Source organism: Paraburkholderia heleia NBRC 101817, assembly GCF_000739775.1.
Taxonomy (GTDB): domain Bacteria; phylum Pseudomonadota; class Gammaproteobacteria; order Burkholderiales; family Burkholderiaceae; genus Paraburkholderia; species Paraburkholderia heleia.
Map to the genome: position 1 here is coordinate 161,216 of NZ_BBJH01000006.1, position 24,876 is coordinate 186,091.

Genomic DNA, 24,876 nt, shown 5'->3' on the forward strand with positions numbered 1-24,876 from the left:
GGAGTCGACTTCCACTTTATGGCAGTTCTCGCTTCGCTTGGTCCAGATAGTGATGCCACCAGTTACGACCGTCGAGATGATCGCCGCACCGAGTACGCTAGTCGGAGCGTCAAGCACATTCACTACGAAGGAAGTGGCTGTCATGTTTAAGCGTTTTCGCTGTTGTCTGCTGTATTGTTATACCGTTCTTCCCAAAGGCAGCACGTTGACGCCGCCATCCAGCGGAGCAAGCGTCAGCAACTGTACATCTACGCCATCGTTTTCAAGTTTGCGTGCGAAGAAGCGAGCTTGCACAGGGTCATGCGTCGTTACGAGCGTTTGAAACCCTTGCTCGACGATATAGTCCCGAAGCACATCAAATACGGCCGATGCATGCACCAAGTCATGATGCTGCGTGGGATCATCCAACAAGAGTGCCTTCCATGGCGACCAACGATGAACCTGTGCCATGGACAATAGGAATGAAAGTTGTAGATCCGCTTTCTGCGCTTCGCTTGCCACCTTATATGCCGGAGCTTCCCGGTCGCCAACAGGCACCTGCACATGAGCATGAGGTTTGTTGCGGCGGAGCAGGTACTGAAGGCCGGTCTGGCTAAATCTCGGTTCGCGAACGATTCGACCGAGGAGCGATTGCCATAGAGGCTCGATATCGACCAAACGTGCATGAATTTGCTCGACCTCGTTCGTCAAAGCCGTCGAGAACGTATCTAGCGTCGACCTGCTTTCGTCAACGCGCTTCAGCTCATTTGCTGCGGCGTCGAACTGCTGTATCAAGAATGCACCGTAGTCCAACTCGCTACGCTCTCCCCGATGCGCGTCGATGGTCTCTTGTGTCGTTCGATAGTCCACCGCACCGCGCAATCGAGCGATATGCTGCCTAATCAAGTCCAGTTCGGCAAACGAACCCTCGGCGCGTGAAATAGCCACCTCGCGACCGGCCAACGTTCTGTCCAGGACTGACTGATCCGGCTCTCCAGGCAGTTGTTGCAAAGTCCAACGTTCGCGGCATTCGACCATGCGGTCAACGGCAGATTGCCACTCTGAGCGTGCACCGTCGAAAAGCGCCTGAGATTGGCGCAGACTCGCCTCCTCAATCTCGGCTGACGCCTCGGCTTGTCGTCGCTCCTGCAACTTGCTTTCCGCAAGCGCTCCTTGAATAGTCACCTCCTCTTTGAGCGACTTCAAGGACCGCGGCGGCGTTGCCGGGGGCAAGCATGCGTCCAACTGTTGCTGAAGCATTGAAACCGTCGATTCGCGACGACGCACGGCTTGTGCGGCCTCGGTTTCGCTTCCTACCGCGTTGTGAGCGAGTTGGCGGTACTGCACAAGCGCCTCGGGCGTGGGTCGTTGAGCTAGATGCTGCGACCGCTCGTCCAGCGCCGCCTTTACTGCGTCGAGCTCCTTGCGCAGCGCAGTCAGGCGTTCGTTTGCGGTCTGAAGATTCGCCGCGTCGAAGATTTGAATGCGGCGCACTGCGTCGACTCGCCTCTGAAGAGCGTGTCGGTCACTGACAGCGGCATCACGAAGGGCAACGCTTTGACGATGCAATTGCGCCGCCTCCTCCTTCACTCGCTCAGACTGCGCGACCGCCTCCCGGCATTCGCGCTCGTGCTCTGCGAGGCTACGCATCGCTGGGTCGACCGCCTGCAACTGGTTCGCCATGCGCCGTCTTAGTTCGACCACTCCGTGCTCGAACCCACAAACTGGACAGTCACCCTGCTCGTCCGGTAAGTCCGCGGCAATAGCTGCCACCGCGGCCCTGACGCTGTCGCTAGATTGTTGCAAGGTTTGCAGGCGCTCTCTTGCTTCAGCCGCACGGGTTAGAGCTTGTTCGTGCGCGGCTTCTTTCTCGCTAAACGCTCGCTGATGATCAGCAATTGACTGGTTGATGCCCGTGATACGCTCGTCGGAAGTTTGAATTTGCTCGACGTCGGAGTTCCACTCCGACCAAGCGCGTGTAGCCTCTTCGAGCTCGCCTACCTTAGCTTGCCAATCGGCTCGAGCAGTAGTCCACTGGACATGAGCGTCCTCAGCTTCTTCCGCGACTTTCAGTGCATTAGAAGCGGACGTCCGCGCGACGACGAACTGAGCATGTGCCTGGCGTTCATTTGCCAGCGCCTCCCTCTCAGTCTGCTGGGTACGCTGCAGTCGGTCCAACTCCTCGACCTTAAGAAGCTCATCCCTGATGCGCTGCAGGCCAAGATCGGCTTCGATGTGCGCAGCGGCGGCTAGTGTGACTTTAGCTGCAGCTCCATCACGCGTTCGCTGCGCTTCTTCATGAGCTTGCTGGCGTTGTGCCTTCAACTCTGCCAGTCGAGTCACGTCTCCGACCGCTGACGCAAATGCAGTACAGACCGCGCCCATCTGTTGCAACGCAACGTGCTGTCCTCGAAGCTCCCGCAATTGCGTCTGATAGTTACTGACACAAACGACCTGAGCGGCCTCCAGACTATCCAGGTTTTCCGCGCTTACCGGGCCTATAGAATGGCCCCGCAGCGCCTGCGCCAGTTGCTCAAGCGTGGGCAATTCTTGGCTGACCTGCTCTCGCGCCTCGTTACGCCGCTGCAGGAGGTTATTCCAAATTTGGACAGCGTTCTTCGCGTCGTTAGCACTCCGCTCCCGTTCCGTCCGCACTTTGGTCACCGCCTGCTTAAGGCCTGTTATCAAACCGCTAGCGTGCTGGGCGTCCTTTCCAATCGGCAGCCGAGTCAGTTGATCACCGGCGCTCGAGGATTCCTCTTGGGTGAACCAGTGCTTATCGCGTTGATCGAGCAAATGAGTCAGGCGTAGCAAATAGCCAATGTCCGCTGGATTCACCTTCCCATGCAATTGGGACGGCCCACTCCAATACACCGGCGTCGTATCCGCCGTAACGGCAGCTCGATGCTCGAACTCACCAAAGTCCAAACTGACTTCCGCGCGCTGCGCACCCTCGCGCACAAGCGCGAACATGTGTTCATCAAGACGGGCCACAGTGCCAGTAAGAGCCAGTTCGATCGCCTCGAATAACGCTGTCTTGCCAGTACCATTCGGTGCAAGAAATATCGTTGCCTGCGAAGATACAGGTACTGTCACGTCCGCAGCGAATCTTCTGATATTGCTAAGCGTAATTTTCTTCAGTACCGTCATGCGTCTGCCCCAGAAGCATTCTCAAGGATCCGTGCCGCAAGTTCCTGACCGGTGACGCCAGACATTAAGGCCTGACGCCAATGCATTTGCTCCTCGGGGGAGAACCAACCGTGCACTTTGGCCGCTTGCATGAGCGATGCCGATAGCGGGTCCGCCATTTCGCCGACTCGTCGGGGGGAAACTGGCGCGGCAAGGAAAGTCCGCTTCAGGAACTCCTCACCGCTTTCGTTCGGCCGCCTGACATATTTTCTGCAATATTGATCGTCCGCCTCGAGCCTGAGGCAATCATCCAAAGAGGCTGACGCGATGTCCAAAAAGAGGTAGATGTCCGCGGTTGCGGGCTCCGGCAAGGCATCCCTCACATCAGCCGTCCAATGAAGCGCCGCGCCAGAAGCGCGGAGTGAGTCGGTATGGGCCACAAGGATCGTGCGATAGCCCCTATGCTCCCCGCTAGCGCGGCGGACCAGTAGGACACGAGCCGAGAATCCTTCGCCCGCAAGGCTTTCCAGGGAGGTCGACTGTTCCGTTGGCTCGCAAAACTCGAAGCGAGGATTGACGAACTCTTGCCAGGACGCAATCCAATGATCAATCTGCATGGGGATTCCCCGTCGTAAGCGTATTAATATGCTGCGTGCGCTGCGCGTCGCGACCTTGCAGCGCTTTAGCAAGAAAATCCTTCAGGCTCGCAATGGTCTTCTGCCGCAGGGCATCCTGATACTCTTGTGAATGCGTCACAATTGACGTCGGCGTGCGGGGTTCCGCAATGCTGTCCCCCCCATCGCGGCCATCGGCCAGCGTCTTGCCATAGACGGCGGACGCCGACGAGCGAGCTTGCGGCAACACCAGCACGTGTGCGGTTTCTTTTCCGAGAAACTCCGCTCGCTCGGAAATGTCATCGTCATCGAAAAATCGCCGTACGTGCTCGACTTGCTGATTTGGGCCTGCCCAAAAACGCAAAGCGACCGTCCTTACGGACAGGTCACTGCCAAGCTTTCGCCAGCTCCGGTCCTTCGCGTCCGAGGCAGCCGCCAGGTGTAGAAGCATGACGAGCGCGTCGGCGATTAATGAAACTGTACGCAGTCCCGAGCGCAAAGCACCAATGGTGAGACTGCCCTCACTCTTCGCGTAAAGCATCTCTGCTGCAAGCTCTTGCTGAAGCAACGGATTCGCGTCTATTTCGTCTTGCCATTCGCCCCACGTGGCTTCTACAGCATCACGCACCTCGTTGGGTCGGCCCTGAACAATTCTCTCACTCACCCGATTCTTTACATGCTTCCAAGTGAGGGCACTCATCCGCGCATCCAGCTGCGAGGCTTCTTGATCAACGTGCGTGGTCGTCCGTAACCTTCTGTGGTCGGTGGGGGTGGGAGCCGCGACCCAGTTACCCCACCTCAGCGCAGCGAGCTCGTCCTCGGAATGTCCAAGTGTTCTACGCACGGTCTGCGCGACCGTAGCGTGCCAGCCAGCGACACCCGAGGCCGATACTGCTACGCCTTGCGCAACATGCAAGGCGAGTCTCATGAGTGAGAGCTGCAAGGGACTGGAAGGTACGCCGTTGCATCCGTGCCCGAATTGCAGTTCGTAGTTACGGTCCTCGGCCGGCTCCCATAACCGGTCGACAACGGTTTCCGGCGTCTCAATATCAGTGCCGTGGCCCGACAACGTGCCCGAGACCTCCCAGTCGAGCGAATTCGCCATGCGGTAGCGAGCCCACGCGCGCTTCTGTGGGAGGACGTATCGGTCAATCTCACAGGCGATCATTCTGGGGGTGATGGACTGCTCAGAAGAGGCGTTTTTTACTAGGCAGTCCCGAACCGCGCGCCGAACTTCGTCTGTCGACGAGTACCAACCCGAGAGACTTACGCGGCAGTCCTCGTCAAGGCGACTTTCATCACCGTGCTCGCAAACTTCTAACGCTTGCAGACAATCGAACATCGCCTCTTCGCTCGCGAAGCCGCACCAAGACGACAGCCAGGTTCGAACCTTGTCTGTCGGACTACCCGCATTGGAAAAGGCTTCTACGGTTGCACCAACCTTGCTCCACTCTGCGCAGACGGCTCGCAGGTGCACAATCGTCAGGTCTTTCTTGATCCGAATATTTGCGTTCGGAATGGCCAGGCGGAATTGCTTCACGCCGCCACGTGTCGCGGCGGGCTTTGCGAAGTAGTTGGCCAGCTTTTCGAATGCGGAGTCGAGCGGCGTGAGTTCTTGCTTTTCGCCGTCTTTCCCGCCCTTCGACTTCAATCCGCGCGTCAGCCCTTGCGTTGAAAAGTCGAACATCTGACGCTTCACCTGGCAGTGAATCGTTGCACCATTTGCCCCATGCAAGACGACGTCGTCCCATTCCTCTACGTCACCTTGCTCGTTGCCGATGCGCTGGCACAGCTCTGCGCTGTCCATATATGCAACCACCGCTTTGGCGGCGTACAGCGTTGCAACCCGGTAATCGTAGTCATCCGCCTGCTTCAGGCTTAGCTTTCTTTGCATGTGAGCCAATATTTTGCCGTCGTCTTGCGGCGAAATACTACCTCAAAGCTTGTCATTTTTCGGACGGCAAATCCAAATTCGCCTAGGGCCTGGAAACTTGCCCGATCAAGTAGGCGACGCTGTGCGCTTCATCGAAGCGCCAGTGATCTTTCGCTACGAGGCGGGCTGATTAATACGGGCAATTGCGCGACGAGCCGCACTCGACCGCTTCGCGACGTTGACCCGCATCACATGCAAATCGCATAAATACACAATTGGCACCGACCGCGCGCCATGGATCAAGCACGCATAACAGGACGTCGACATTCGCTTCAAGTACCGGCGACCGACACTCAGAAGCCAGACAAACGCACCGGTGTCGCTCAAAATCACCTCTTGAGCATCCGGCGACTTCCGCCCAGGCCGTGTGCCGCGCCGGAGAATAGGTATCTGCACCGCAAGCAACGGGCAAAAGCACCCGACCGCCCCATCGGGATTTAGACGAGAAAGTGCGGATAGCCGCCAACCACACCACCGGTGACGGCACCCCATTGCACACCGAAGACCTTTGCATACGCGATGCACGCCTATCCGAGCGATAGGCGCCCGATTGCGCGCCAGCAGCGCATAGCCACGTCGGGCAGGAGGACAAAATTTCTGGCACTGAATGCAGGCTTTGCCTAGAAGCACGGCGCCCAGGCTCCAGACGCTCGGCCGCCAGCGAATCTGAAGGGCGAAAGCTGGCGCTTAAATCACGCGAGCTCAACAAAGAAAACGTCTCCCTAAATTATGGGCTAACGAAGATTCGGCCATGCTCTGCGGTGCGCTCAATCTACGCGACATTGCAGCGCACTTCGCCGCCATCAAACACAACTCGATTGCAAAACTAGCGAAATTTGTGCACTGCACATCGAATTTCGCGGTTCCCGCACACTTTGTTGTCTCTGAAACCCAATTTTTGCGTTCCCGCACACTTTGTTGTGCGCCGATAACCCCAAATATTCTCTTTGACAAACACTCTTACGATATATATCTTAAGACATGTTTTAAGACACTCTAGAGATAAGGAGGCCCTATGCGCCACCATCCGCACTTTGGTGATCCCGGCCGTCGCGGTTACGGCGCGCGCGAGCCGCGCGACTTCTTCGGCGGCCGCCACCCGGCCATGCAGGTGCTTCACGCGTTGCGCCATGCGATGGGCCGCCATCGCGGCGGCGAAGGTCCCGGCGACTTCGGCGATCGTTTCGGCGATCGTTTCGGCGAAGGTTTCGGCCGCGGCTTTGGCGGTTTCGGCGACGGCGACGGTTTTGGCCGTGGCCGCAAGTTCACGTCCGAAGATCTGCAGCTCATGCTGCTCGTGCTGCTCGCCGAGCGCCCGAGCCACGGCTACGAACTGATCAAGGCGCTCGACGCGCGTTCGAACGGCTTCTACAGCCCGAGCCCCGGCATGGTCTATCCGGCCCTCACGTATCTGGAAGAACTGGGCTATGTGAGCGTGACGCTGGAAGGCAACCGCAAGCGCTACGCGCTTTCGCCCGAAGGCCGCTCGTACCTCGAGGCCAACCGCGAACGCGCGGACCTCATCCTCGCGAAGCTCACGCACTTCGGCCGCAAGATGGAAGTCATGCGCCGCGCCATGGCCGGCGAAGATCCCGCCGAAGGCAGCGGCTGGGTGCGCGAACTGATCGAGGCGCGCCGCGCGCTCAAGCGCGCACTGCTGCGCCGCACCGACGTCGCGCCGCAAGAGCAGCGCCGCATCGCCGCGATTCTTGCGCGCGCCACCCAGGAAATTGAAAACGGCAGCGAGAGCGAATGAATTCGACACGCCGCATCGGTTCGCCAATGCGGCACGCGAAGGCCCGCGCCGCGCCACCCCGACATCATCGGAGCCATACATGCAGAACCCGTCCCAACTCGAAGTCGTCCGTGTGCGTCACCCGCTGAAGTTCCGACTGTTGCGCGTGGTGCGCGTCGCGGCGCTCTCGCCCTCGCTCGTGCGCGTGACGCTCACGGGCGAGCTGAGCGACTTCGTCTCGGCGTCGTTCGACGATCACATCAAGGTGTTCTTTCCCGCCGCCGGTGAAGAAAAGCCAGTCCTGCCCACTTTGGGCCCAGACGGCATCGTCTTCCCCGAAGGCGTCGAGCGTCCCGCCGCGCGCGACTACACGCCCCGGCGCTTCGACACGCAAACCAACGAACTCGATCTGGAATTCGCGCTGCACGAAGCCGGCCCGGCCACGGCATGGGCGGCACAGGCGCAGCCCGGCCAGTATCTCGGCGTGGGCGGCCCGCGCGGCTCCATGGTGATTCCCACGGGCTTCGACTGGCATCTGCTGATCGGCGACGAAACGGCGCTGCCCGCGATCCAGCGGCGTCTCACCGAACTGCCGTCCGGCACGCGCGTGGCCGTCGTCGTCGAAGTGGCGAACCGCGCGGCCCGCTTCGAGCTGCCCACCGAAGCCGATCTGTACGCCATCTGGTGCTATCGCGACGAAAGCGAGTCGGAGCATCCGCTCGTGGACGGCGTCTCCGGCGTGTGGCTGCCGCCCGGCGAGGGTTACGTCTGGGCCGCAGGCGAAGCCTCGGAGATTCGCGCGGTGCGCGCGCATCTGTGCAACGAGCGCGGCGTGGACAAGCGGCGCATTCGCGCCTCCGCCTACTGGCGGCGCGGCGCGCAGGCGGCCCACGAAACGATCGACGACTGAGCGATCCTGCAGGCGCGGCAACCCTGCCGCGCCTTTTTACTTTCAGGCTCGAAGCCCATACATGACCCCTTCTCTCACACCGCTGCGCGAACGCACCCTGCTCTGGCTGCTGGCGCTCACGCAGTTCACCGTCATCATGGATTTCATGGTGATGATGCCGCTCGGCCCGCAGATCATGCACGCGTTCGCGATCACGCCCGCGGCGTTCGCGACGGCCGTTTCCGCCTATTCGCTCTGTTCGGGTCTGTCAGGACTCCTTGCCGCGACGTATATCGACCGTTTCGATCGCCGCCGCCTGCTGCAGGCGACTTACGCGCTCTTCGCGCTCTCCAATCTCGCCTGCGCGCTTGCCACGAACTTTCATCTGCTGCTCGCCGCGCGTGCGTTCGCGGGCCTCACCGGCGGCGTGCTCGGCTCGATCGTGATGGCGATCGTGAGCGACGTGGTTCCCGCCGCGCGGCGCGGCGCGGCCACGGGCGTCATCATGACGGCGTTCTCCATCGCCGCCATCGCGGGCGTGCCGGCCGGCGTGCTGCTCGGCGCGCACTACGGCTGGAGCGCGCCGTTCATGCTGCTCGTGGCGCTCTCGGTGGCGATCTGGCTCGCGGGCTCGCGCGTCGTGCCCTCGCTCACGGCGCATCTCGGCCAGCGCACGCCGCTCGCGCAAGTGCTGCCGAACCTTTGGCGACTGCTGACGCTGCCGCGCCACCTGAAGGCCTTTGCACTCACCTTCACGATGATGGCCGGCCACATGCTCGTGATTCCGTTCATCGCGCCGATGCTCGTCGGCAATCATGGCATCGCGCCGCAGCAGTTGTCGTGGCTCTATATGGCGGGCGGCGCGGCAACGTTCATGACCTCGCGCGCGGTGGGCCGTCTCGCGGACCGCTACGGCAAGCGCCGCATCTTCCGCGTGATGGCGCTCGTTTCGCTCGTGCCGGTGCTGTTCGTCACGCATCTGCCCGCGTTGCCTTTCCTCGCGCTCGTGACGTTCTTCGCGCTGTTCATGATCTCGATGTCTGGCCGCATGGTGCCGATGCAGGCCTTGCTCACGACGATTCCCGAGCCCGCGCGGCGCGGCGCGTTCCTGAGCGCCAACAGCGCGGTGCAGGCGCTCGGCACGGGCATCGGCGCGTGGCTGGGCGGCCAGTGGCTCACGAACGGCGCGAACGGCGCGATCATCGGCTTCGGGCAGAACGGCTGGATCGCAGCGGCGCTCACGTGCGTCGCGGTGCTGTGGGTTTCGCGCGTGCGGGGGGTGTCGGAAGACGTGTCGAACGACGTCGCCGTGCCTGCGAATGCGGCGGCGGCAGCGAAATCCTGAGCCGCAAAAGAAAAGCGGTTCGCGGTGCGTGACGCGCCTCATGAGCGCGCCACGCACCGCGAACCGGTCGTGCTTCGGGTAGAAAGCGAATGAGACCGCGGGCCTCGGATAGATTCGCCCGCGTGAAGCGCGGGACCCGACCGGCCGATCGGGTGCGCGCGCTTCATCGCTGCGCGAGGCAGCGAGCCAGTGATGCTTAGAAGCGGTGACGCAGACCCACCGTTGCGGCGACCTGGTTCTGCGAGGTCGACGGCGACAGCGTGTTGATCATCGCAACGTTCGCGCCGGCGTCGCCGAGTTCGCCCGAAGCGTGCTGGTACACGGCGCCAGCGTAGACGTCGGTGCGCTTCGAGAGCGAGTAGTCAGCCGTCAGCGAGACGGTGTGCCACTTCGGATCGCCCGAACCGTTCGAACCCGTGACCTTGCCGTCCGTGAACGTGTACGACGCGTTCAGGGCGAGAGCCGGCGTGAGCGCGTAGGCGCCGTTCAGCTCGAAGTTGTCCATGTGCAGGTTCGTGCCCGACGGGATCGAGAACGTGTTGCCGCCCTGGCCGCCGGCGATCAGGTTTTCGTACTGCGTGTGCGTCCACACGAAGCCGACCGTTGCCGGGCCGTAGTTGTAGTTCACGCCTGCGCCGAAGGTGCGCTGCGTTTGTGCCGACAGATTGAAGTTATTGCCGTTCGATGCCGAATTCGCGCCGTTGGCGTTCGTGTTCGTCGGCGAGTTGTTCATCTGCAGGTAGGCAGCCGCGAAGTTCAGCGGGCCGTTGCCGTACGATGCGCCCGCGCTCCATGCGCGGTTGTTCGCGAACTGGCCGGCGTCGTTGCTGAAGCCGTACAAGCCGCCGAACTTGAAGCCCTGGTAGTTGACGCTCTGGTACTTGACCGCGTTCTTGATCGAGAACGAGTGGTCGAGGTTGTCGTTGTCGAACGGGTGAGCGGCGAGGTTGTTGCCGTAGCCCGAACCGGCTTCCGAAAGCGGGCCGAGGTAATCGACCATCGAGTCATATTGACGGCCGAGCGTCAGCGTACCGAAACGGTCGCTCTGCAGACCGACGAACGCCTGGCGGTTGAACATCGTGCCGCTCTCGCTGTCCTTGCCGTTGTTCAGGTTGAAGCCGTTTTCCAACGTGAAGATCGCATGCAGTCCGCCGCCCAGGTCTTCGCTGCCCTTCAGGCCGAAGTACGTGTCGCCGACGGCGCCGCTACCCTGGTTCCATGCGGCGTGGCCGCCTGCATTGTTCGCGTAGACGATACCCGCATCCAGTGCGCCGTAGAGCGTAACGCTGCTTTGTGCGTGAGCGGAGGCTGCGAACGCGCCGAGGACGCCCGCGATAATCAAAGTATTCTTCATGACTTTCCTTATGACATTCAGACCGCGCTGAAGCGGCTCCGGGTATTGGAGCCACACCGGCAATCCCGAGCGAAGTCTACGTGTCAAAGGCTTTAATTCGCCTCAGCAAGCGCTGTAACAGATATTTGCTAAATCTGGAAATATCGAAAGAAAATCCCGTAAGTTAATGTTTTTAATCAGAAATACAGAGTAACGCACGGATCGGACCGAATCGGCTGTGTGGCAATCACGCGACGCCCGGATTCGCATGGGAATTCGATTATTGTGTAAATCGGATTAATTGACGGGTATTTCCGGCGATTAAAATTTCTTCGCCTGGATGAACTTTATCACGGTCATGCCGGTCTTATCGCGCGCGTGAATTATTGCTCTATGCGGCGATTATTATTGCGTGAAATCGCGATTAACAAACGCGGCGTTTTCGGCTTACCCGGCATCGTTCGTCATTTCCCTCGCGCGGCACGCGCGCGAGCGCGGGCGCGCGCATCCGTTAAAATCCCCCAACACGCGTGCACCGCGTGCACCACCCGCATCGACGCCACTTCTACCGAACGGCCGCGTCGCCCTTACCCGTCCGGCGCGAGACTCCGTCATGACAAACAAAGCCACTCCTACGCACGCCCAGCCCTTCAGCGAGCTGCCGCTCGCGCCCGCCATGCTCGCCAACCTCACGCGCCTCGGCTACGTCGACATGACGCCGATCCAGGCCGCGAGCCTGCCCATCGCTTTCGCGGGCCACGACCTGATCGCCCAGGCCAAGACCGGCAGCGGCAAGACGGCGGCCTTCTCGCTCGCGCTGCTCTCGCGCCTCGACCCGCGCCGTCAGGACGTGCAGGCCATGATCCTCTGCCCCACGCGCGAGCTGGCCGACCAGGTCACGCAGGAGATCCGCCGCCTCGCACGCGCCGAAGAAAACATCAAGGTGCTCACGCTGTGCGGCGGCACGCCCATGCGTCCGCAGGCGGCGAGCCTCGAACACGGCGCGCACATCGTCGTGGGCACGCCGGGCCGCATCATGGACCATCTGGAGCGCGGCAACCTCGCGCTCGGCGCGCTCAATACGCTCGTGCTCGACGAAGCCGACCGCATGCTCGACATGGGCTTTTTCGACGACATCGCCACCGTGGCGCGTCAATGCCCCAAGGAGCGCCAGACGCTGCTCTTCTCGGCGACCTACCCCGAAGGCATTACGAAGCTGAGCCAGCAATTCCTTCGCAATCCGAAGGAAGTCAAGCTCGAAGAACATCACGACGACAGCAAGATCCGCCAGCGCTTCTATGAAGTCACGGAAGACGAGCGCCTGCACGCCGTGGGCATGCTGCTCAACCACTACCGTCCTGTGAGCACGCTCGCGTTCTGCAACACGAAGCAGCAATGCCGCGACCTGCTCGACGTGCTGCGCGCACAGGGCTTTCACGCGCTCGCGCTGCACGGCGAGCTCGACCAGCGCGAGCGCGATCAGGTGCTGATCCAGTTCGCCAACCGCAGCTGCTCGGTGCTCGTGGCGACCGACGTGGCCGCGCGCGGCCTCGACATCGCGCAGCTCGAAGCCGTGATCAACGTGGACGTCACGCCGGACCCGGAGGTGTACGTGCACCGCATCGGCCGCACGGGCCGCGCCGACCAGGACGGCTGGGCGCTCAGCCTCGCGAGCATGGACGAAATGGGCCGCGTGGGCGGCATCGAGCAGGCGCTCAAGCGCGAAGTCGAGTGGAGCCCGCTCGCGGAACTGAAGCCCGCCAGCAACGAGCCGCTGCTGCCGCCGATGGAGACGCTGCAGATCCTCGGCGGGCGCAAGGAAAAGATCCGTCCCGGCGACGTGCTGGGCGCGCTCACCGGCGAAGCGGGCTTCAGCGGCGCGCAGATCGGCAAGATCAACGTGACCGATTTTTCGACCTACGTGGCCGTGGAGCGCAGCATCGCGCGCGACGCGCTGCGCAAGCTCAACGCGGGCAAGGTCAAGGGCAAGAAGGTCAAAGCCCGTATGATGGACGAATAAGCCGACGAATAAGCCGACGAATCCTCCGCGCCGGGCGCGCACGCGGCTTGCGCAAGCGCGCTGCACCGCGCCTCGGTGACCCCGCGTTCAACCGGATCAGGAAAGCCATGAAACAACCGCTCAGAATCGATTTCGTCTCCGACATCGCGTGCCCCTGGTGCGCAATCGGCCTCTCGTCGCTGAACCTCGCACTCGAACGGCTGCGCGACACCGTCGATGCGCAGATCGTCGTGCACCCCTTCGAACTGAATCCGCAGATGGGCCCGGGCGGCGAATCCGTGGTCGAGTATCTCGGCAAAAAGTACAACCGCACCCCCGCGCAGATCGCCGAGACGCAGGCCATGATCGGCGAGCGCGGCGCGAGTGTCGGCTTCGCGTTCGGGCCGCGCGAGCGTGTCTACAACACCTTCGACGCGCATCGTCTGCTGCACTGGGCCGGCATCGAAGGCAAGCAGCTGCCGCTCAAGCTCGCGCTGCTGCGTGCCTATCACGGCGAGGGCAAGGACACGAGCGACCATGCGGTGCTCGTCGCGGCGGCGCAGTCCGTGGGGCTCGACGCGGACAAGGCGCGCGAAGTCCTGGAAAGCGGCCAGTTTGCCGACGAGGTGCGCGCCGAAGAGCACGAATACCAGGCGGCGGGCATCCAGTCGGTGCCGGCGATCATCTTCGACCAGCAGTATCTGGTCAACGGCGGCCAGCCCATCGAAACCTTCGAGCAGGCGATCCAGCAAATCCTGGCCGAGCGCGCCAAGGCCAAGGCCTGAACGGCTCAGGCGCTGAAGCCCCGCGCGGCGGTGCCTCGCGCCCGCGGGCGCCGCGCTTTCGCGGCCCGCCGCGCCGTCGTCCAGGCGTCCGGCAATCCGCCGATGCCGGCCGCCCCCTCGCGGGCATGTACACTAGCGGGTTTTTTGCCCAGGTGGAAAAGTGCTAGCCCCGCAACGCCTCGCGTTGAGCGGCCCGACGCTCGTTCGCTTACTTGCCCGCTTCGGCGACGCCGAAGTGCCCGAATCCCGGCAATCGATCTCGGACCATCTGAGCCAGTGGCTCGGCTGGACGGACGCCATCGCGCTTTCGACGGCGCTGAGCGTTCAGGCGCCCGGTGGCGAGCCCGCCACGCGCGTGGGCGCCAGTGCCGAACAAAGCCAGAGCGAGCGCGTGCGCGCGGCGCTGAGAAAGGCCATTGCGGGCGAAGGCGCGCCCGCGCGGCGCGATGGACGCCGCACGCAGGCCGCGAGCCAGCCAGCCGATGTGGAACCCGATTTCGCGGATTTCCGCCAGCGCTACCTGGCGCTGCAACAGGCGATGGAGACCGACATCGCCGCGCTGCGCGCCCGTCTGCGTGCCGCGCTGGCTGCCCGCGCGCCAGCGCTTGCGCGCCTTGCGACGGTCGATACCGTGATGGAGCAGGCGCTCGGCGCGCGCGAGCGCAGCCTGCTCGCCGGCGTGCCCGCGCTGCTCGGCGCGCATTTCGAGCGGCAGCGCGCCGCCGCGGCGGCACCGTCCGCCGCAGAAACCGCCGCGCGCAACGCCTGGCTCGCCGGCTTTCGCAAAGATATGCAGAGCGTGTTGCTCGCCGAACTTGAAATTCGGTTTCAACCGGTGGAGGGGCTGCTTGCCGCCCTTCGCGCCAGCTAACCCTATGTCCCGCGCTATGTCCCGTTTTCGCATTGAACCTGTCGTCTTCGTCGTGGGCCTCGCCGCCGTGTGCTGGATCGGCGCCGGCTACGCGGTCACGAACCCGCTTGCGAGCGCCGTCACGCTGCTGATCGGCGCATGCTATGTCGCGGGCGCCTGGGAGCTTTATCGCTTTCAGCAGGCCACGGCCACGCTCGCCCGGGCGACCGCTCAGTTGAACGCGCCGCCCGCGCGCCTGGCCGGCTGGCTCGACACGCTGCATCCGGGCCTGCGCAACGCAGTGCGCGCGCGCATCGAAGGCGAGCGCGTGGGCCTGCCGGGCCCGGCGCTCGCGCCCTATCTCACGGGCCTGCTCGTGCTGCTCGGCATGCTCGGCACGCTGCTCGGCATGGTCGTCACGCTCAAGGGCACGGGTGCGGCGCTGGAAAGCGCCACCGACCTCGACGCCATCCGCGCCTCGCTCGCCGCGCCCGTGAACGGCCTTGGCTTCGCGTTCGGCACCTCGATCGCGGGGGTGGCCACCTCAGCCATGCTCGGGCTGCTCTCGGCGCTGTGCCGCCGTGCACGCATCGAGGCCGCGCAGCAGCTCGACGTGAAGATTGCGACGACGCTGCGCGCCTTCTCGCGGTCCCATCAGCGCGAAGCCTCGTTCAAGCTGCTGCAGCGCCAGGCCGACGCCATGCCTGCGCTCGTCGACAAGCTTGGTGCGCTGATGACGTTGATCGAGCGCCAGGGCGCCGCGCAGCACGAACAGCAGATCGCGACCCAGCAGGCCTTCGCCGCGAACGCCGAAGCCGCCTGGAGCCGCCTCGCGGCTTCCGTGGGCCAGTCGCTCAAGTCGAGCGCGGCGGAAAGCGCACGCGCCGCGGGCGCGGCGCTGCAGCCCGTGGTCGAAGCGACCATGGCGGGCCTCGCGCGCGAATCGGCGTCGATGCAGGGCGCGCTCACGCAGGCGGTACAACAACAGCTCGAAGGGCTCGTGAGCGGCTTCGAGGCGTCGACGGCGAACGTCGCCGAAATCTGGAACCGCGCGCTCGCACAGCACCGCCAGACCAGCGAGGCACTCGCCGCCGACCTCGGCGGCGCGCTGGAGCGCTTCAACGCAAGCTTCGAGCAACGTGCCGCAGGCCTGCTCGATGGCGTGTCGACGCGCTTCGAGAGCGCATCGGGAACGATGTCTCAGGCGTGGCAGGCGGCGCTCGACCAGCAGGCGCGCGCCGGCGAGAAACTCGCCGCAGCCAACCAGCAGGCGCTCGCCGCGGCGACTGCGACGTTCGAGCAGCACTCGGCGTCGCTGCTGCGCGCGGTCGACGAATCCCATGCGGACCTGCAGACCAGGCTCGGCGCACGCGACGAAGCGCGGCTCGCAAGCTGGGCCGAAGCGCTCGCGGCGATGGCCGCCACGTTGCGCACGGAGTGGCAAGCGAGCAGCGCGGCGTCGGCCCAACGCCAGCAGGAAATCTGCGCGACGCTCGCGCAGACCGCGAACGAGATCGCCGCGCAAGCGCAGCAGCACGCGAGCAAGACGATCGCCGAGATCGATCGTCTCGTCGACGCCGCCGCCGCTGCGCCGAAGGCCGCGGCAACCCTGCACGCGGAAATTGCCTCGCGCGACGCGCAGCGCCTCGAAGCATGGACCGCGTCGCTTGCCGCGATGTCGGCCGCCTTGCGCGAGCAATGGCAAGCCACGAGCGCGGCCACCGCGCAGCGTCAGCAGGAAATCTGCGCGACGCTCGCGCAAACCGCGAACGACATCGCCACGCAATCGCAGGCCCATAACGCCGGCACGATCGCCGAAATCGGCCGCCTCGTGCAGGCCGCCTCGGTCGCGCCGCAGGCCGCGGCCGAAGTCATCGCCGAGCTGCGCCAGAAGCTTTCGGACAGCATGGTCCGCGACACCGCGATGCTCGACGAGCGCAACCGCCTGCTCGCCACGCTCGAAACGCTGCTCGACGCCGTGAACCGCGCCTCCACCGAGCAGCGCTCGGCGATCGACGCGCTCGTTTCTACGTCGTCGGCTCTGCTCGAGCGCGTGGGCGGCCAGTTCAGCGCGAGCGTCGAGGCCGGCAGCGGCAAGCTGGGCGAGATCGCCGCGCAGGTGAGCGGCAGCGCCGTGGAAGTGGCGAGCCTCGGCGACGCGTTCGGCGCGGCCGTGAGCGTGTTCGGCGAATCGAACGACAAGCTCGTGGCACACCTGGAGCGCATCGAGGCCGCGCTCGACAAGTCGCTCGCGCGCAGCGACGACCAGCTCGCCTACTACGTGGCGCAGGCGCGCGAGGTCATCGACCTGAGCATGCTGTCGCAGAAGCAGATCGTCGAGAACCTGCAGCAGCTCGCGAGCCAGCGCGCGAGCGCCGGAGCGGAAGCGGCATGAACGACGAAATCGACGGCGGCGCGGCCCCCGCTGCGCCGGTCTGGCCCGCGTTCGCCGACCTGATGTCGGTGCTGCTGGGCGCGTTCCTGCTAATCCTCGTGGGCGTGGTCGGCATGCAGCTCGAACTGTCGAGCCGGCTCGCGAACGAGGTCAAGCAACGCAAGGCCGAAACCGCGCGCCGCAAGACGCTCGAAGAGGCGCTCGCGGGCCCGCTCGCGGCGGGGCGCGTGACGCTCGTGAACGGACGCATCGGCATTAGCGGCAGCGTGCTGTTCGCGCTGAATTCGGACCAGCTGACGCCGCAAGGCCGCGACCTGCTCAAGAGCCTCGCCGGGCCGCTCACGGCGTATCTGAAGAGCCGCGACGAAATCCTGATGGTGAGCGGATTCGCCGACGACCAGCAAGTCCATGCAGGCAACCGCCGCTTCGCCGACAACTGGGAGCTTTCGGCTGAGCGCGCGCTGACGGTCACGCGCGCGTTCATCGAAGAGGGCGTTCCCGCGTCGTCGGTGTTCGCGGCCGCCTTCGGCTCCGAGCAGCCGGTGAGCGCCAACACCGACGAGGCCGGTCGCGCGAAAAATCGCCGCGTGGAGATTGCGCCGGTGCCGCGGCCGACCGTCGGCGAGGGCAAGCATGGCCAATGATGCGTGCCCGCCGCTCGAACGAACCGGCGCGCCAACTACCGCGCCCGACGCCCGCGCCCTGCTCGACGCCTGGCGCGCCCGCGGCGCGGACCGGCTCGACCCGGTGCGCTTTCACTTCATCGAGGCGCTGGAGCGCCGCGCCGCCGCACTCGCGGGCGAAGCGCGCCGGCGCATCGACGCGCGCCTCGCGCAACTGCTCGACGCCTTTGCCGAGGACCTCGCGCGCGAGGCATCGAAAATCACGCACAGGCTCGACGGCGATAAGCCGGGAAGCGAACTGGGCCGCCTCGTCGATTCGCTCGTGCGTGCGCAACCCGCTCGACCGGCGACGCGCGTGCGGCACGAGCCGGACCCGGAGCTCGTCGAATACTTCCGGCAAACGTGGTCGCGCGTGCGCGCCGAAAAGCAGTTGCGGCAGTCGCTGGACCAGGTGCCCAGAAACGCGGGGCCGCTCAATTCGAGCAGCCTCGTGCATCGCGCGCTCTCGCTGATGCGCGAAGTGTCGCCGGGGTATCTGCAGCAATTTCTCGCCTATGCCGATGCGCTTTCGTGGCTCGAGCAGTTGAACGCGAGTGTGGGGGTCGCGGCGCCGGTGAAAGAGGCGCCGCGGGCTGCGTCAGCGAAGAAAGGCGCGCGGGGCAAAGGGCGCTAGCGCCCTCACCCCGCCTTGCGCCGCGCCCGCACCGCCTGCGCCAGCCCATCCAGCACGGGCGCCGTCTGCGCCCAGCTGATGCACGCATCGGTGATCGACACGCCGCGCTTGAGCGGCACGCCCGGCTTCTGGTCCTGGCGCCCCTCCTCGAGATGGCTCTCGATCATCACGCCGACAATGCGCTTGTCGCCGCCCGCCAGCTGCTCGCCGATATCGCGCGCCACGTCGATCTGGCGCTGATGCGCCTTGTTCGAGTTCGCGTGCGAGCAGTCGATCATGACCTGCTCGCGCAGCCCCGCCTTCGCAAGCGCCGCGCAGCACGCCGCCACGGAAGCCGCATCGTAATTCGGCCCGCTCTTGCCGCCGCGCAGGATCACGTGGCAGTCGTCGTTGCCGCGCGTTTCGAAGATCGCGGCCATGCCCATCTTCGTCATGCCCATGAACGCGTGGCTCGCGCGCGCCGCGACGATGGCGTCGGCCGCTATCTGCACGCCGCCGTCGGTGCCGTTCTTGAAGCCGATCGGGCACGAAAGGCCGGAGGCGAGCTGCCGGTGGCTCTGGCTTTCGGTCGTGCGCGCGCCGATCGCGCCCCACGCCACGAGGTCGGCGATGAATTGCGGGCTCAGCAGATCGAGGAATTCCGTGGCCGTGGGCAGGCCGAGCGCGTTGATGTCGAGCAGCAGCTGGCGCGCCGCGCGCAGGCCCTCGTTGATGCGGAAGCTGCCGTCCAGACGCGGGTCGTTGATATAGCCCTTCCAGCCCACCGTGGTGCGCGGCTTCTCGAAGTACACGCGCATGACGATCAGCAGGTCGTCCTTGAGCGTATCGGCCTTCGCCTTGAGCAGCTTCGCGTATTCGATCGCCTGGTCGTGGTCGTGGATCGAGCACGGGCCCACCACCACGACGAGCCGGTCGTCGCGCTGTGCGAGCACCCCGGCAATCTCGCCGCGGCTCGTTTCGACGAGCGTTTGCGTCTCCTGCGGCACCGGCAGCTCGTCGAGCAGCAGCGCGGGCGAGATGAGCGGCCGCACGGCGCCGATGCGCGTGTCGTCGATGCGGGTCGTGTCCTGGGTGGCGTCGGCCACGCCGACTTCCTGGTCGTGCTGCGGATTGTCGATACGGCTCAAGATGTTCTCCAACTGCGCCTTTGGCGCGCGCATCATGCATGTGTGGGGGATCAATGCGCGATTATCGCATCCGGCGCGCGAGCGGCATGCCAAACGTCGTCCTGAAACGCAACGAGGCGGCCCGAAGACCGCCTCGCACGAGGAGCCGCCGCGAATGCCGCGAAGCTCAGCGCGCCGCGTCGCCCATCGGATATCCCTTGCCCGCGAGGCGCCGCGCGATGCGCACGAGCGCGAGCCACTGCTGCGCGAGCAGGCCTGCGCCATAGTTCGCGCCGCGGCCGTGCGGCGCGGGCAACTGGTCGCGAATGCCGGTGGGCTCATGCTGCTTGTTCCACGACGCCGTGCGGAACATCACGTCCCACCACGGAAACAGCACGCCGAAGTTGCAGCCGTAGCGCGTGCCCTCGTGCCCGTAGCCGATCGCATGATGGCGGCGATGAAACGCCGGGCTCACCACGATGCGCTCGAGCAGCCAGCCAAAGTCGAGCCGCGCGTTCACGTGCTGCACGCTCTGCATGAAGTTGCTCACGGCCACGAGCACGACGAACTGCGCGGGCGGCACGCCGATAACGAGCGAGATGCCCGCAAAGAACGCGGCCTGAACGATGTCGTCGAGGAAGTGATTGCGGTCGTCGCACCACAGCGACATTTGCTGCTGGCTGTGATGCACGGCGTGCAGTTCCCACCACACGCCGAAGCGATGCTGCCAGCGGTGATACCAGTAGCCCGCGAAGTCGAGCGCGACGAGATAGATCAGGAACGACACGAGCGGCTTGTCGGTCACGCCGGGCCAGAGGCTGTCCACCTCGATATTCGGGATGTTGTGGATCGCCATCAGGCTCTGCCAGTGGTTGAACAATGGCGTGAGCAGAAAGAAGAATGCGATGTTCAGAATGCCGAGTTTCGCGATCCACGTGTACCAGACGTCGGCGCGCAGCGCCCGGCGATCGCCCCAGTCCTCCGCGGGCCGCAGCGCCTCGAGCGGACGCAGCAGCACATACGAGGCGCAGATCTGCAGCACGCCGACGATCACCCAGTAGAGCGCGTCATAGGTGTCCTCGTCGTAGCCCATCAGGCCGACCTTGTAGAAGATCGGCTGCACCACGTCCACGTAGACGAGCGTCTGCAGCCACGAAACGAGGTTGTCGGCCTGCGAAATCAGCGTATCGAGCATCGAGACTCCCTCATCAGTCCGGATTCGGCGCGTACACCGGCGCACTGTTCGCGAAGTAGATGCCGTGCGGCGAGCGGCCCACCGCGATCGTGTCGATCAGCTTGCGCGTGTTCAGGTCGATGATGCCCACGTGCTTCGCGAAACGGAACGTCACCCAAAGGTAACGCTTGTCGGCCGAAAGTTCCATGTCGTCGGGGCCGGGGCGCAGACCCGTGATGTCGGCGACTTTCGTGAGCGTCGTGTAGTCGAGAATGCTGATCGTGCTCTCCACGCGATTCGACACGGCGATATGTTTGCCATCGTCCAGATTGCGGAAGTTATGCGCGCCGCGGCCAGTCTGGATCTTTTTCACGACCGTGCGGTTGTGCCAGTCCACCACGGCCACGTCGTCCTCGCCCGTCATGCCCACGAGCAGATATTTGTCGCCCGGGGTCATCCAAAGGCCCGCGGGCGTGTTGCCCACCTGCAGCTTCCAGAGCACCGTTTGCGTCGGCAGGTCGATGGCGGCCACTTCGCCCGTGTCCTGCAGCGTGACGAACGCCGTTTTGTTGTCGGAGGCGAACGTGATGTGGCTCGGCGTCTTGCCGAGCGGAATGCGCTTTGCGATCGTGAGGTTCTGGCCGTCGTAGCGGTAGACGTCCACGCGGTCGAGCCGCAGACCGGCGGTCACGAACCATTTGCGGTCGGGCGAGAAGCCGAGCTGGTACGGATCTTCGATGCCTTCCAGGCGGCGCTGTATCTGCCCCGTATGCGGGTCGAGGAACAGCAGGTCGTTCGACACCGAATCGGCGACGATGAGCGACTTGCCATCGGGCGTGATCATCAGGTGATGCGGTTCCTTGCCCGTGGGCTCGGTGCCGACCACGGTGCGGCTCGCCTCGTCGATGAGCGAGAGCTTCGCCTCGCCCGAGTCGAGCACGATGACCTTGTCGTCGGCGTGGGCGAGTGCGCCCCATGCGAGGCCGCTCATCAGCAGCGCGGTCGCGAGCGGTTTCTTCATACGGACCGGTGTACACGAAAAGATCGGGAATTCAGGCATTTCGTAAGGGAAGGAGAGCAGCGAAGGCGCGCCGCGCCGGTTTGTGCTGAGATAACGCCAGGGCAGGCGCGCGGATTGCCTGCTTAACGCGTGAGGGCCCGATTCCGATGACGCATTTTCAATGTATTCGCACATGCTCGATGCGTGCCGCAAGGCGATGGGCTGCGCCTTCGGACCCCGGCATGCGCGAGAAGTTGCATGGATCATCGCGCCCGCGATGACGAGGCGCGGCGCGCCCCCGACGGCCTCACGCGCAACACGGCCGCCGCGGCGCGCGAAGCGCTCGAAGGACGCCGCCGCGGCGTCGCCCTTCTGTTGCCGCTTGCGGGTCCGGCCGTCGTCATCTCGGTGGCCTATATCGACCCCGGCAATATCGCGACCAACATCCAGGCCGGCGCGCGCTACGGTTACGCGCTGCTATGGGTCGTGCTGCTCGCCAACGTCATCGCCATGGTATTTCAGGGGCTTTCCGCGAAGCTCGGCATCGCCACGGGGCGCAATCTCGCCGAACTGTGCCGCGACAGCCTGCCCGCGCCGCTCGTGTGGCTCATGTGGGGCGTGAGCGAGATCGCGGCCATGGCCACCGATCTCGCCGAATTCCTCGGCGGCGCGATCGGCCTTGCGCTGCTCCTTCATCTGCCGCTGCTCGCGGGCATGGCGGTGACGGCCGTCGTGACCTACGCACTGCTGTTTCTCCAGCGCGCGGGCTTCCGGCCGCTCGAGCTGCTGATCGGCGCGCTCGTCGGCGTGATCGGCATTTGCTATGTTCTGGAGCTTTTCATTACGCCGATCGCGTGGCAAAGCCTTCTGCGCCACCTCGCCACGCCACGCTTGCCCGATGCGCAAGCCGTGACGATCGCGGTGGGCATCATCGGCGCCACCGTCATGCCGCATGCGCTCTTTCTGCACTCGGGGCTCACCCAGGCGCGTGTGCTTGCGCGCAACGATGCCGAACGCAAGCGCCTCGTGAAGTTTTCCAACGTCGAGGTCGTGGTGGCGCTTTCGGTGGCCGGGCTCATCAACATGGCGATGGTGGTGATGGCCTCCGGCGCGTTCCACCAGGGCTACGCGGACGTCGCCGAAATCGGGACCGCCTACCGCACGCTCGCGCCGCTGCTGGGCGCGGCGGCCGCCAGCATCTTTCTCGTTTCGCTGATCGCCTCGGGCATTTCGAGTTCGGTGGTCGGCACGCTCGCGGGGCAGATGATCATGCAAGGCTTCGTGAACTTTCGCATTCCGCTGTGGCTGCGCCGTGCGGTGACGATGGTGCCCAGTTTCATCGTAGTGGGGCTGGGCGTGAACGCCACCAACGCGCTCGTCATGAGTCAGGTCGTACTGAGCCTCGCCCTGCCGTTCCCGATGGCCGCGCTCGTGTGGTTCACGTGCCGCCGCGGCGTGATGGGGCCCCATCGTAACGGCGCGCTCACGGCTGCGGCAGCCGTGGCGGGCGCGGCCGCGGTGCTCTCGCTCAACGTCGTGCTGGTGCTCGCGACCTTCGGGGTGGCGGTGCCGGGGCTCGGGTAAAGATCGGCTCCATGCCACGCGAGGCATGCATGAACGGCCGGTCGGTCTATCGACGCGGAAGCCTCGGACGACGCCTCGTTCGCGCCACGCGTGCAAACTCGCGCGAAACCATGCACCATTAGCGTTTTCGCCGCGCCCCGCTCTTGCGGCCGGTGCGGGTATTGCAACCGCGCGCCGGCGTTCGTGCCCAACCATGTCACGCGAGCGCGCGTCACCTCCGACCTGCCATGACGAATCAGCCTGCCCAAGCCTTGCCCGAACAGCCCGTCGACATGATCATTTTCGGCGGCGGAGGCGACCTGGCCGCGCGCAAACTGCTGCCCGCGCTCTACATGGCGCACCTGCACGGCAACCTGCCGCCGGAAACGCGCATCATCGCCGTGGGCCGCAAGAACTGGACGATCGACGACTATCGAAAGTTCATGGAAGAGCAGTCGCGCCCGTTCATCGACGCGAAAGCGTTCGACACGCAAGCGTGGGACCGCTATCTGAACCTGTTCCAGTACGTGATCATCGACGTGAACGATCCGGCCAGTTACGCGAACCTGAAGGCGGCGTCGCGCGAGCATGCGCTGCGTGTGTTCTACCTCTCGACCTCGCCGGAACTGTTCACGACGATTTGCGACAACCTCACGCTGGGCGGCCTGATCGACGGCAGTTCGCGCGTGGTGCTCGAAAAGCCGCTCGGCCACGATCTCGCCTCGGCGAAGGAGATCAACGAGTCGGTGGGCCGGCATTTCGCCGAATCGCAGATCTACCGGATCGACCACTATCTCGGCAAGGAAACGGTGCAGAACCTGATGGTGCTGCGCTTCGGCAACCCGATCTTCGGGCCGCTGTGGCAGGCGCCGTACATCCGCAGCGTGCAGATCACGGTGGCGGAAACGGTGGGCGTGGGCAGCCGCGCGGGCTTCTACGATCACACGGGTGCGCTGCGCGACATGGTGCAGAACCATCTGCTGCAACTGCTGTGCATCGTGGCGATGGAGCCGCCCGTCTCGCTCGACCCGGACGCCGTGCGCGACGAGAAGCTCAAGGTGCTGCGCTCGCTGCGCCCCATGTCGCTCGCCGATATCGCGCGCGACACCGTGCGCGGCCAGTACGCGGCGGGCGCCGTGGACGGCCAGCCGGTGAAGGCCTATCTGCAGGAAGACAACGTGCCGGCCGACAGCAAGGCGGAGACGTTCGTGGCGCTGCGCGCGCACATCAACAACTGGCGCTGGGCCAACGTGCCGTTCTTCCTGCGCACGGGCAAGCGCATGCAGAAGCGCCAGTCGGAAATCGTGATCGAATTCGCGGACCTGCCGTTCTCGATCTTCCCGAGTGGGCCGCGCAATTACGGCAACCGTCTCGTGATCCAGCTTCAGCCGGAAGAGTCGATCCAGCTGCAGATGCTCGCGAAGGAACCGGGCAGCGGCATGAACATGCTGCCCGTGAGCCTGAATCTCGACTTGCAGCAGGCCATTCCCGAGCGCCGCGCGGAAGCCTACGAGCGCTTGCTGATCGACGTGATCCGCGGCCGTCTCACGCACTTCATGCGCCGCGACGAACTGGAAGCCGCATGGACGTGGGTCGAGCCGATTCTCAACGGCTGGAAGGAACTGAACGACCGCCCGCGCACTTACACGGCGGGCACGTTCGGGCCGGCGGCATCGTCGGCGCTGCTCGCGCGCGAAAACATGTCGTGGGCCGAAGAGATGTAATGTGAACGACTGCGAGCGCCGCGCCTC

18 protein-coding genes are annotated in these 24,876 nt (G+C 64.5%); 11 read left to right on the forward strand and 7 right to left on the reverse strand.

Translation table 11 applies throughout. From position 1 onward, the window contains the following. Positions 1–177: 177 nt before the first annotated feature. The 3 genes from BHE01S_RS36555 to BHE01S_RS06415 are packed head-to-tail and all read right to left on the reverse strand — an operon-like array spanning position 178 to position 5,616. Positions 178–3,129, reverse strand: coding sequence for an AAA family ATPase (locus tag BHE01S_RS36555; protein WP_084068612.1), 2,952 nt, complete (start codon positions 3,127–3,129; stop codon positions 178–180). Continuing rightward, entirely contained in the window at positions 3,126–3,725 is a 600-nt protein-coding gene (locus BHE01S_RS06410) for an ABC-three component system middle component 1 (protein ID WP_052405727.1), read from the reverse strand. The genes BHE01S_RS36555 and BHE01S_RS06410 overlap by 4 nt, the downstream gene beginning before the upstream one ends. Further along, positions 3,715–5,616, reverse strand: coding sequence for an ABC-three component system protein (locus BHE01S_RS06415; RefSeq protein ID WP_042261759.1), 1,902 nt, complete (start codon positions 5,614–5,616; stop codon positions 3,715–3,717). The genes BHE01S_RS06410 and BHE01S_RS06415 overlap by 11 nt, the downstream gene beginning before the upstream one ends. A 1,054-nt stretch (positions 5,617–6,670) precedes the next feature. Between BHE01S_RS06415 and BHE01S_RS06420 the strand changes: the two genes are divergently transcribed. From BHE01S_RS06420 to BHE01S_RS06430, 3 genes are all read left to right on the forward strand, one after another. Beyond that, entirely contained in the window at positions 6,671–7,411 is a 741-nt protein-coding gene (locus tag BHE01S_RS06420; protein ID WP_042261760.1) for a PadR family transcriptional regulator, read from the forward strand. 79 nt (positions 7,412–7,490) lie between these two features. Then, a complete protein-coding gene (locus tag BHE01S_RS06425; RefSeq protein ID WP_042261763.1) occupies positions 7,491–8,300 on the forward strand; it encodes a siderophore-interacting protein in 810 nt (269 codons plus the stop codon). Positions 8,301–8,361: 61 nt separating this feature from the next. Further along, complete coding sequence (locus BHE01S_RS06430) at positions 8,362–9,624, forward strand: MFS transporter (RefSeq protein WP_042261766.1); 1,263 nt, start codon at positions 8,362–8,364, stop codon at positions 9,622–9,624. Between the two features lie 196 nt (positions 9,625–9,820). On the opposite strand, the gene BHE01S_RS06435 is transcribed toward BHE01S_RS06430, so the two are convergent. After that, positions 9,821–10,978: a porin gene (locus BHE01S_RS06435; protein ID WP_042261768.1), complete on the reverse strand. Its 1,158-nt coding sequence runs from the start codon at positions 10,976–10,978 to the stop codon at positions 9,821–9,823. A 592-nt stretch (positions 10,979–11,570) separates the two neighbouring features. Between BHE01S_RS06435 and dbpA the strand changes: the two genes are divergently transcribed. From dbpA to BHE01S_RS06465, 6 genes are all read left to right on the forward strand, one after another. Then, on the forward strand, positions 11,571–12,977 hold the full coding sequence (dbpA, locus tag BHE01S_RS06440; protein WP_042261770.1) for an ATP-dependent RNA helicase DbpA: 1,407 nt from the start codon (positions 11,571–11,573) through the stop codon (positions 12,975–12,977). Between the two features lie 107 nt (positions 12,978–13,084). Then, positions 13,085–13,741, forward strand: coding sequence for a DsbA family oxidoreductase (locus tag BHE01S_RS06445; RefSeq protein ID WP_042261773.1), 657 nt, complete (start codon positions 13,085–13,087; stop codon positions 13,739–13,741). Positions 13,742–13,901: 160 nt separating this feature from the next. Continuing rightward, a complete protein-coding gene (locus tag BHE01S_RS06450; protein WP_042261776.1) occupies positions 13,902–14,612 on the forward strand; it encodes a DUF3348 domain-containing protein in 711 nt (236 codons plus the stop codon). A gap of 16 nt (positions 14,613–14,628) precedes the next feature. Beyond that, positions 14,629–16,986: a DUF802 domain-containing protein gene (locus tag BHE01S_RS06455; RefSeq protein ID WP_042261779.1), complete on the forward strand. Its 2,358-nt coding sequence runs from the start codon at positions 14,629–14,631 to the stop codon at positions 16,984–16,986. After that, positions 16,983–17,630, forward strand: a complete 648-nt coding sequence (locus BHE01S_RS06460) for an OmpA family protein (RefSeq protein WP_042261782.1) — start codon at positions 16,983–16,985, stop codon at positions 17,628–17,630. The genes BHE01S_RS06455 and BHE01S_RS06460 overlap by 4 nt, the downstream gene beginning before the upstream one ends. Next, positions 17,620–18,282, forward strand: a complete 663-nt coding sequence (locus tag BHE01S_RS06465; RefSeq protein ID WP_042261787.1) for a DUF2894 domain-containing protein — start codon at positions 17,620–17,622, stop codon at positions 18,280–18,282. The genes BHE01S_RS06460 and BHE01S_RS06465 overlap by 11 nt, the downstream gene beginning before the upstream one ends. Positions 18,283–18,287: 5 nt before the next feature. Here the strand turns inward: BHE01S_RS06465 and BHE01S_RS06470 are convergent, their stop codons facing one another. The 3 genes from BHE01S_RS06470 to BHE01S_RS06480 form a co-directional block, all read right to left on the reverse strand. After that, a complete protein-coding gene (locus BHE01S_RS06470; RefSeq protein WP_042262122.1) occupies positions 18,288–19,409 on the reverse strand; it encodes a 3-deoxy-7-phosphoheptulonate synthase in 1,122 nt (373 codons plus the stop codon). Between the two features lie 166 nt (positions 19,410–19,575). After that, positions 19,576–20,583: a sterol desaturase family protein gene (locus tag BHE01S_RS06475; protein WP_042261789.1), complete on the reverse strand. Its 1,008-nt coding sequence runs from the start codon at positions 20,581–20,583 to the stop codon at positions 19,576–19,578. 13 nt (positions 20,584–20,596) lie between these two features. Then, a complete protein-coding gene (locus BHE01S_RS06480; protein ID WP_042261791.1) occupies positions 20,597–21,583 on the reverse strand; it encodes a YVTN family beta-propeller repeat protein in 987 nt (328 codons plus the stop codon). Positions 21,584–21,820: 237 nt separating this feature from the next. On the opposite strand from BHE01S_RS06480, the gene BHE01S_RS06485 reads away from it, so the two are divergent. Continuing rightward, positions 21,821–23,146 carry an Nramp family divalent metal transporter gene (locus tag BHE01S_RS06485; protein ID WP_042261793.1) on the forward strand — a complete coding sequence of 442 codons (1,326 nt, stop codon included), beginning with the start codon at positions 21,821–21,823 and terminating at the stop codon, positions 23,144–23,146. A 227-nt stretch (positions 23,147–23,373) separates the two neighbouring features. After that, positions 23,374–24,849 (forward strand): glucose-6-phosphate dehydrogenase, encoded by a 1,476-nt coding sequence (zwf, locus tag BHE01S_RS06490; protein WP_042261795.1) that lies wholly within the window; start codon positions 23,374–23,376, stop codon positions 24,847–24,849. Positions 24,850–24,876 lie beyond the last annotated feature (27 nt).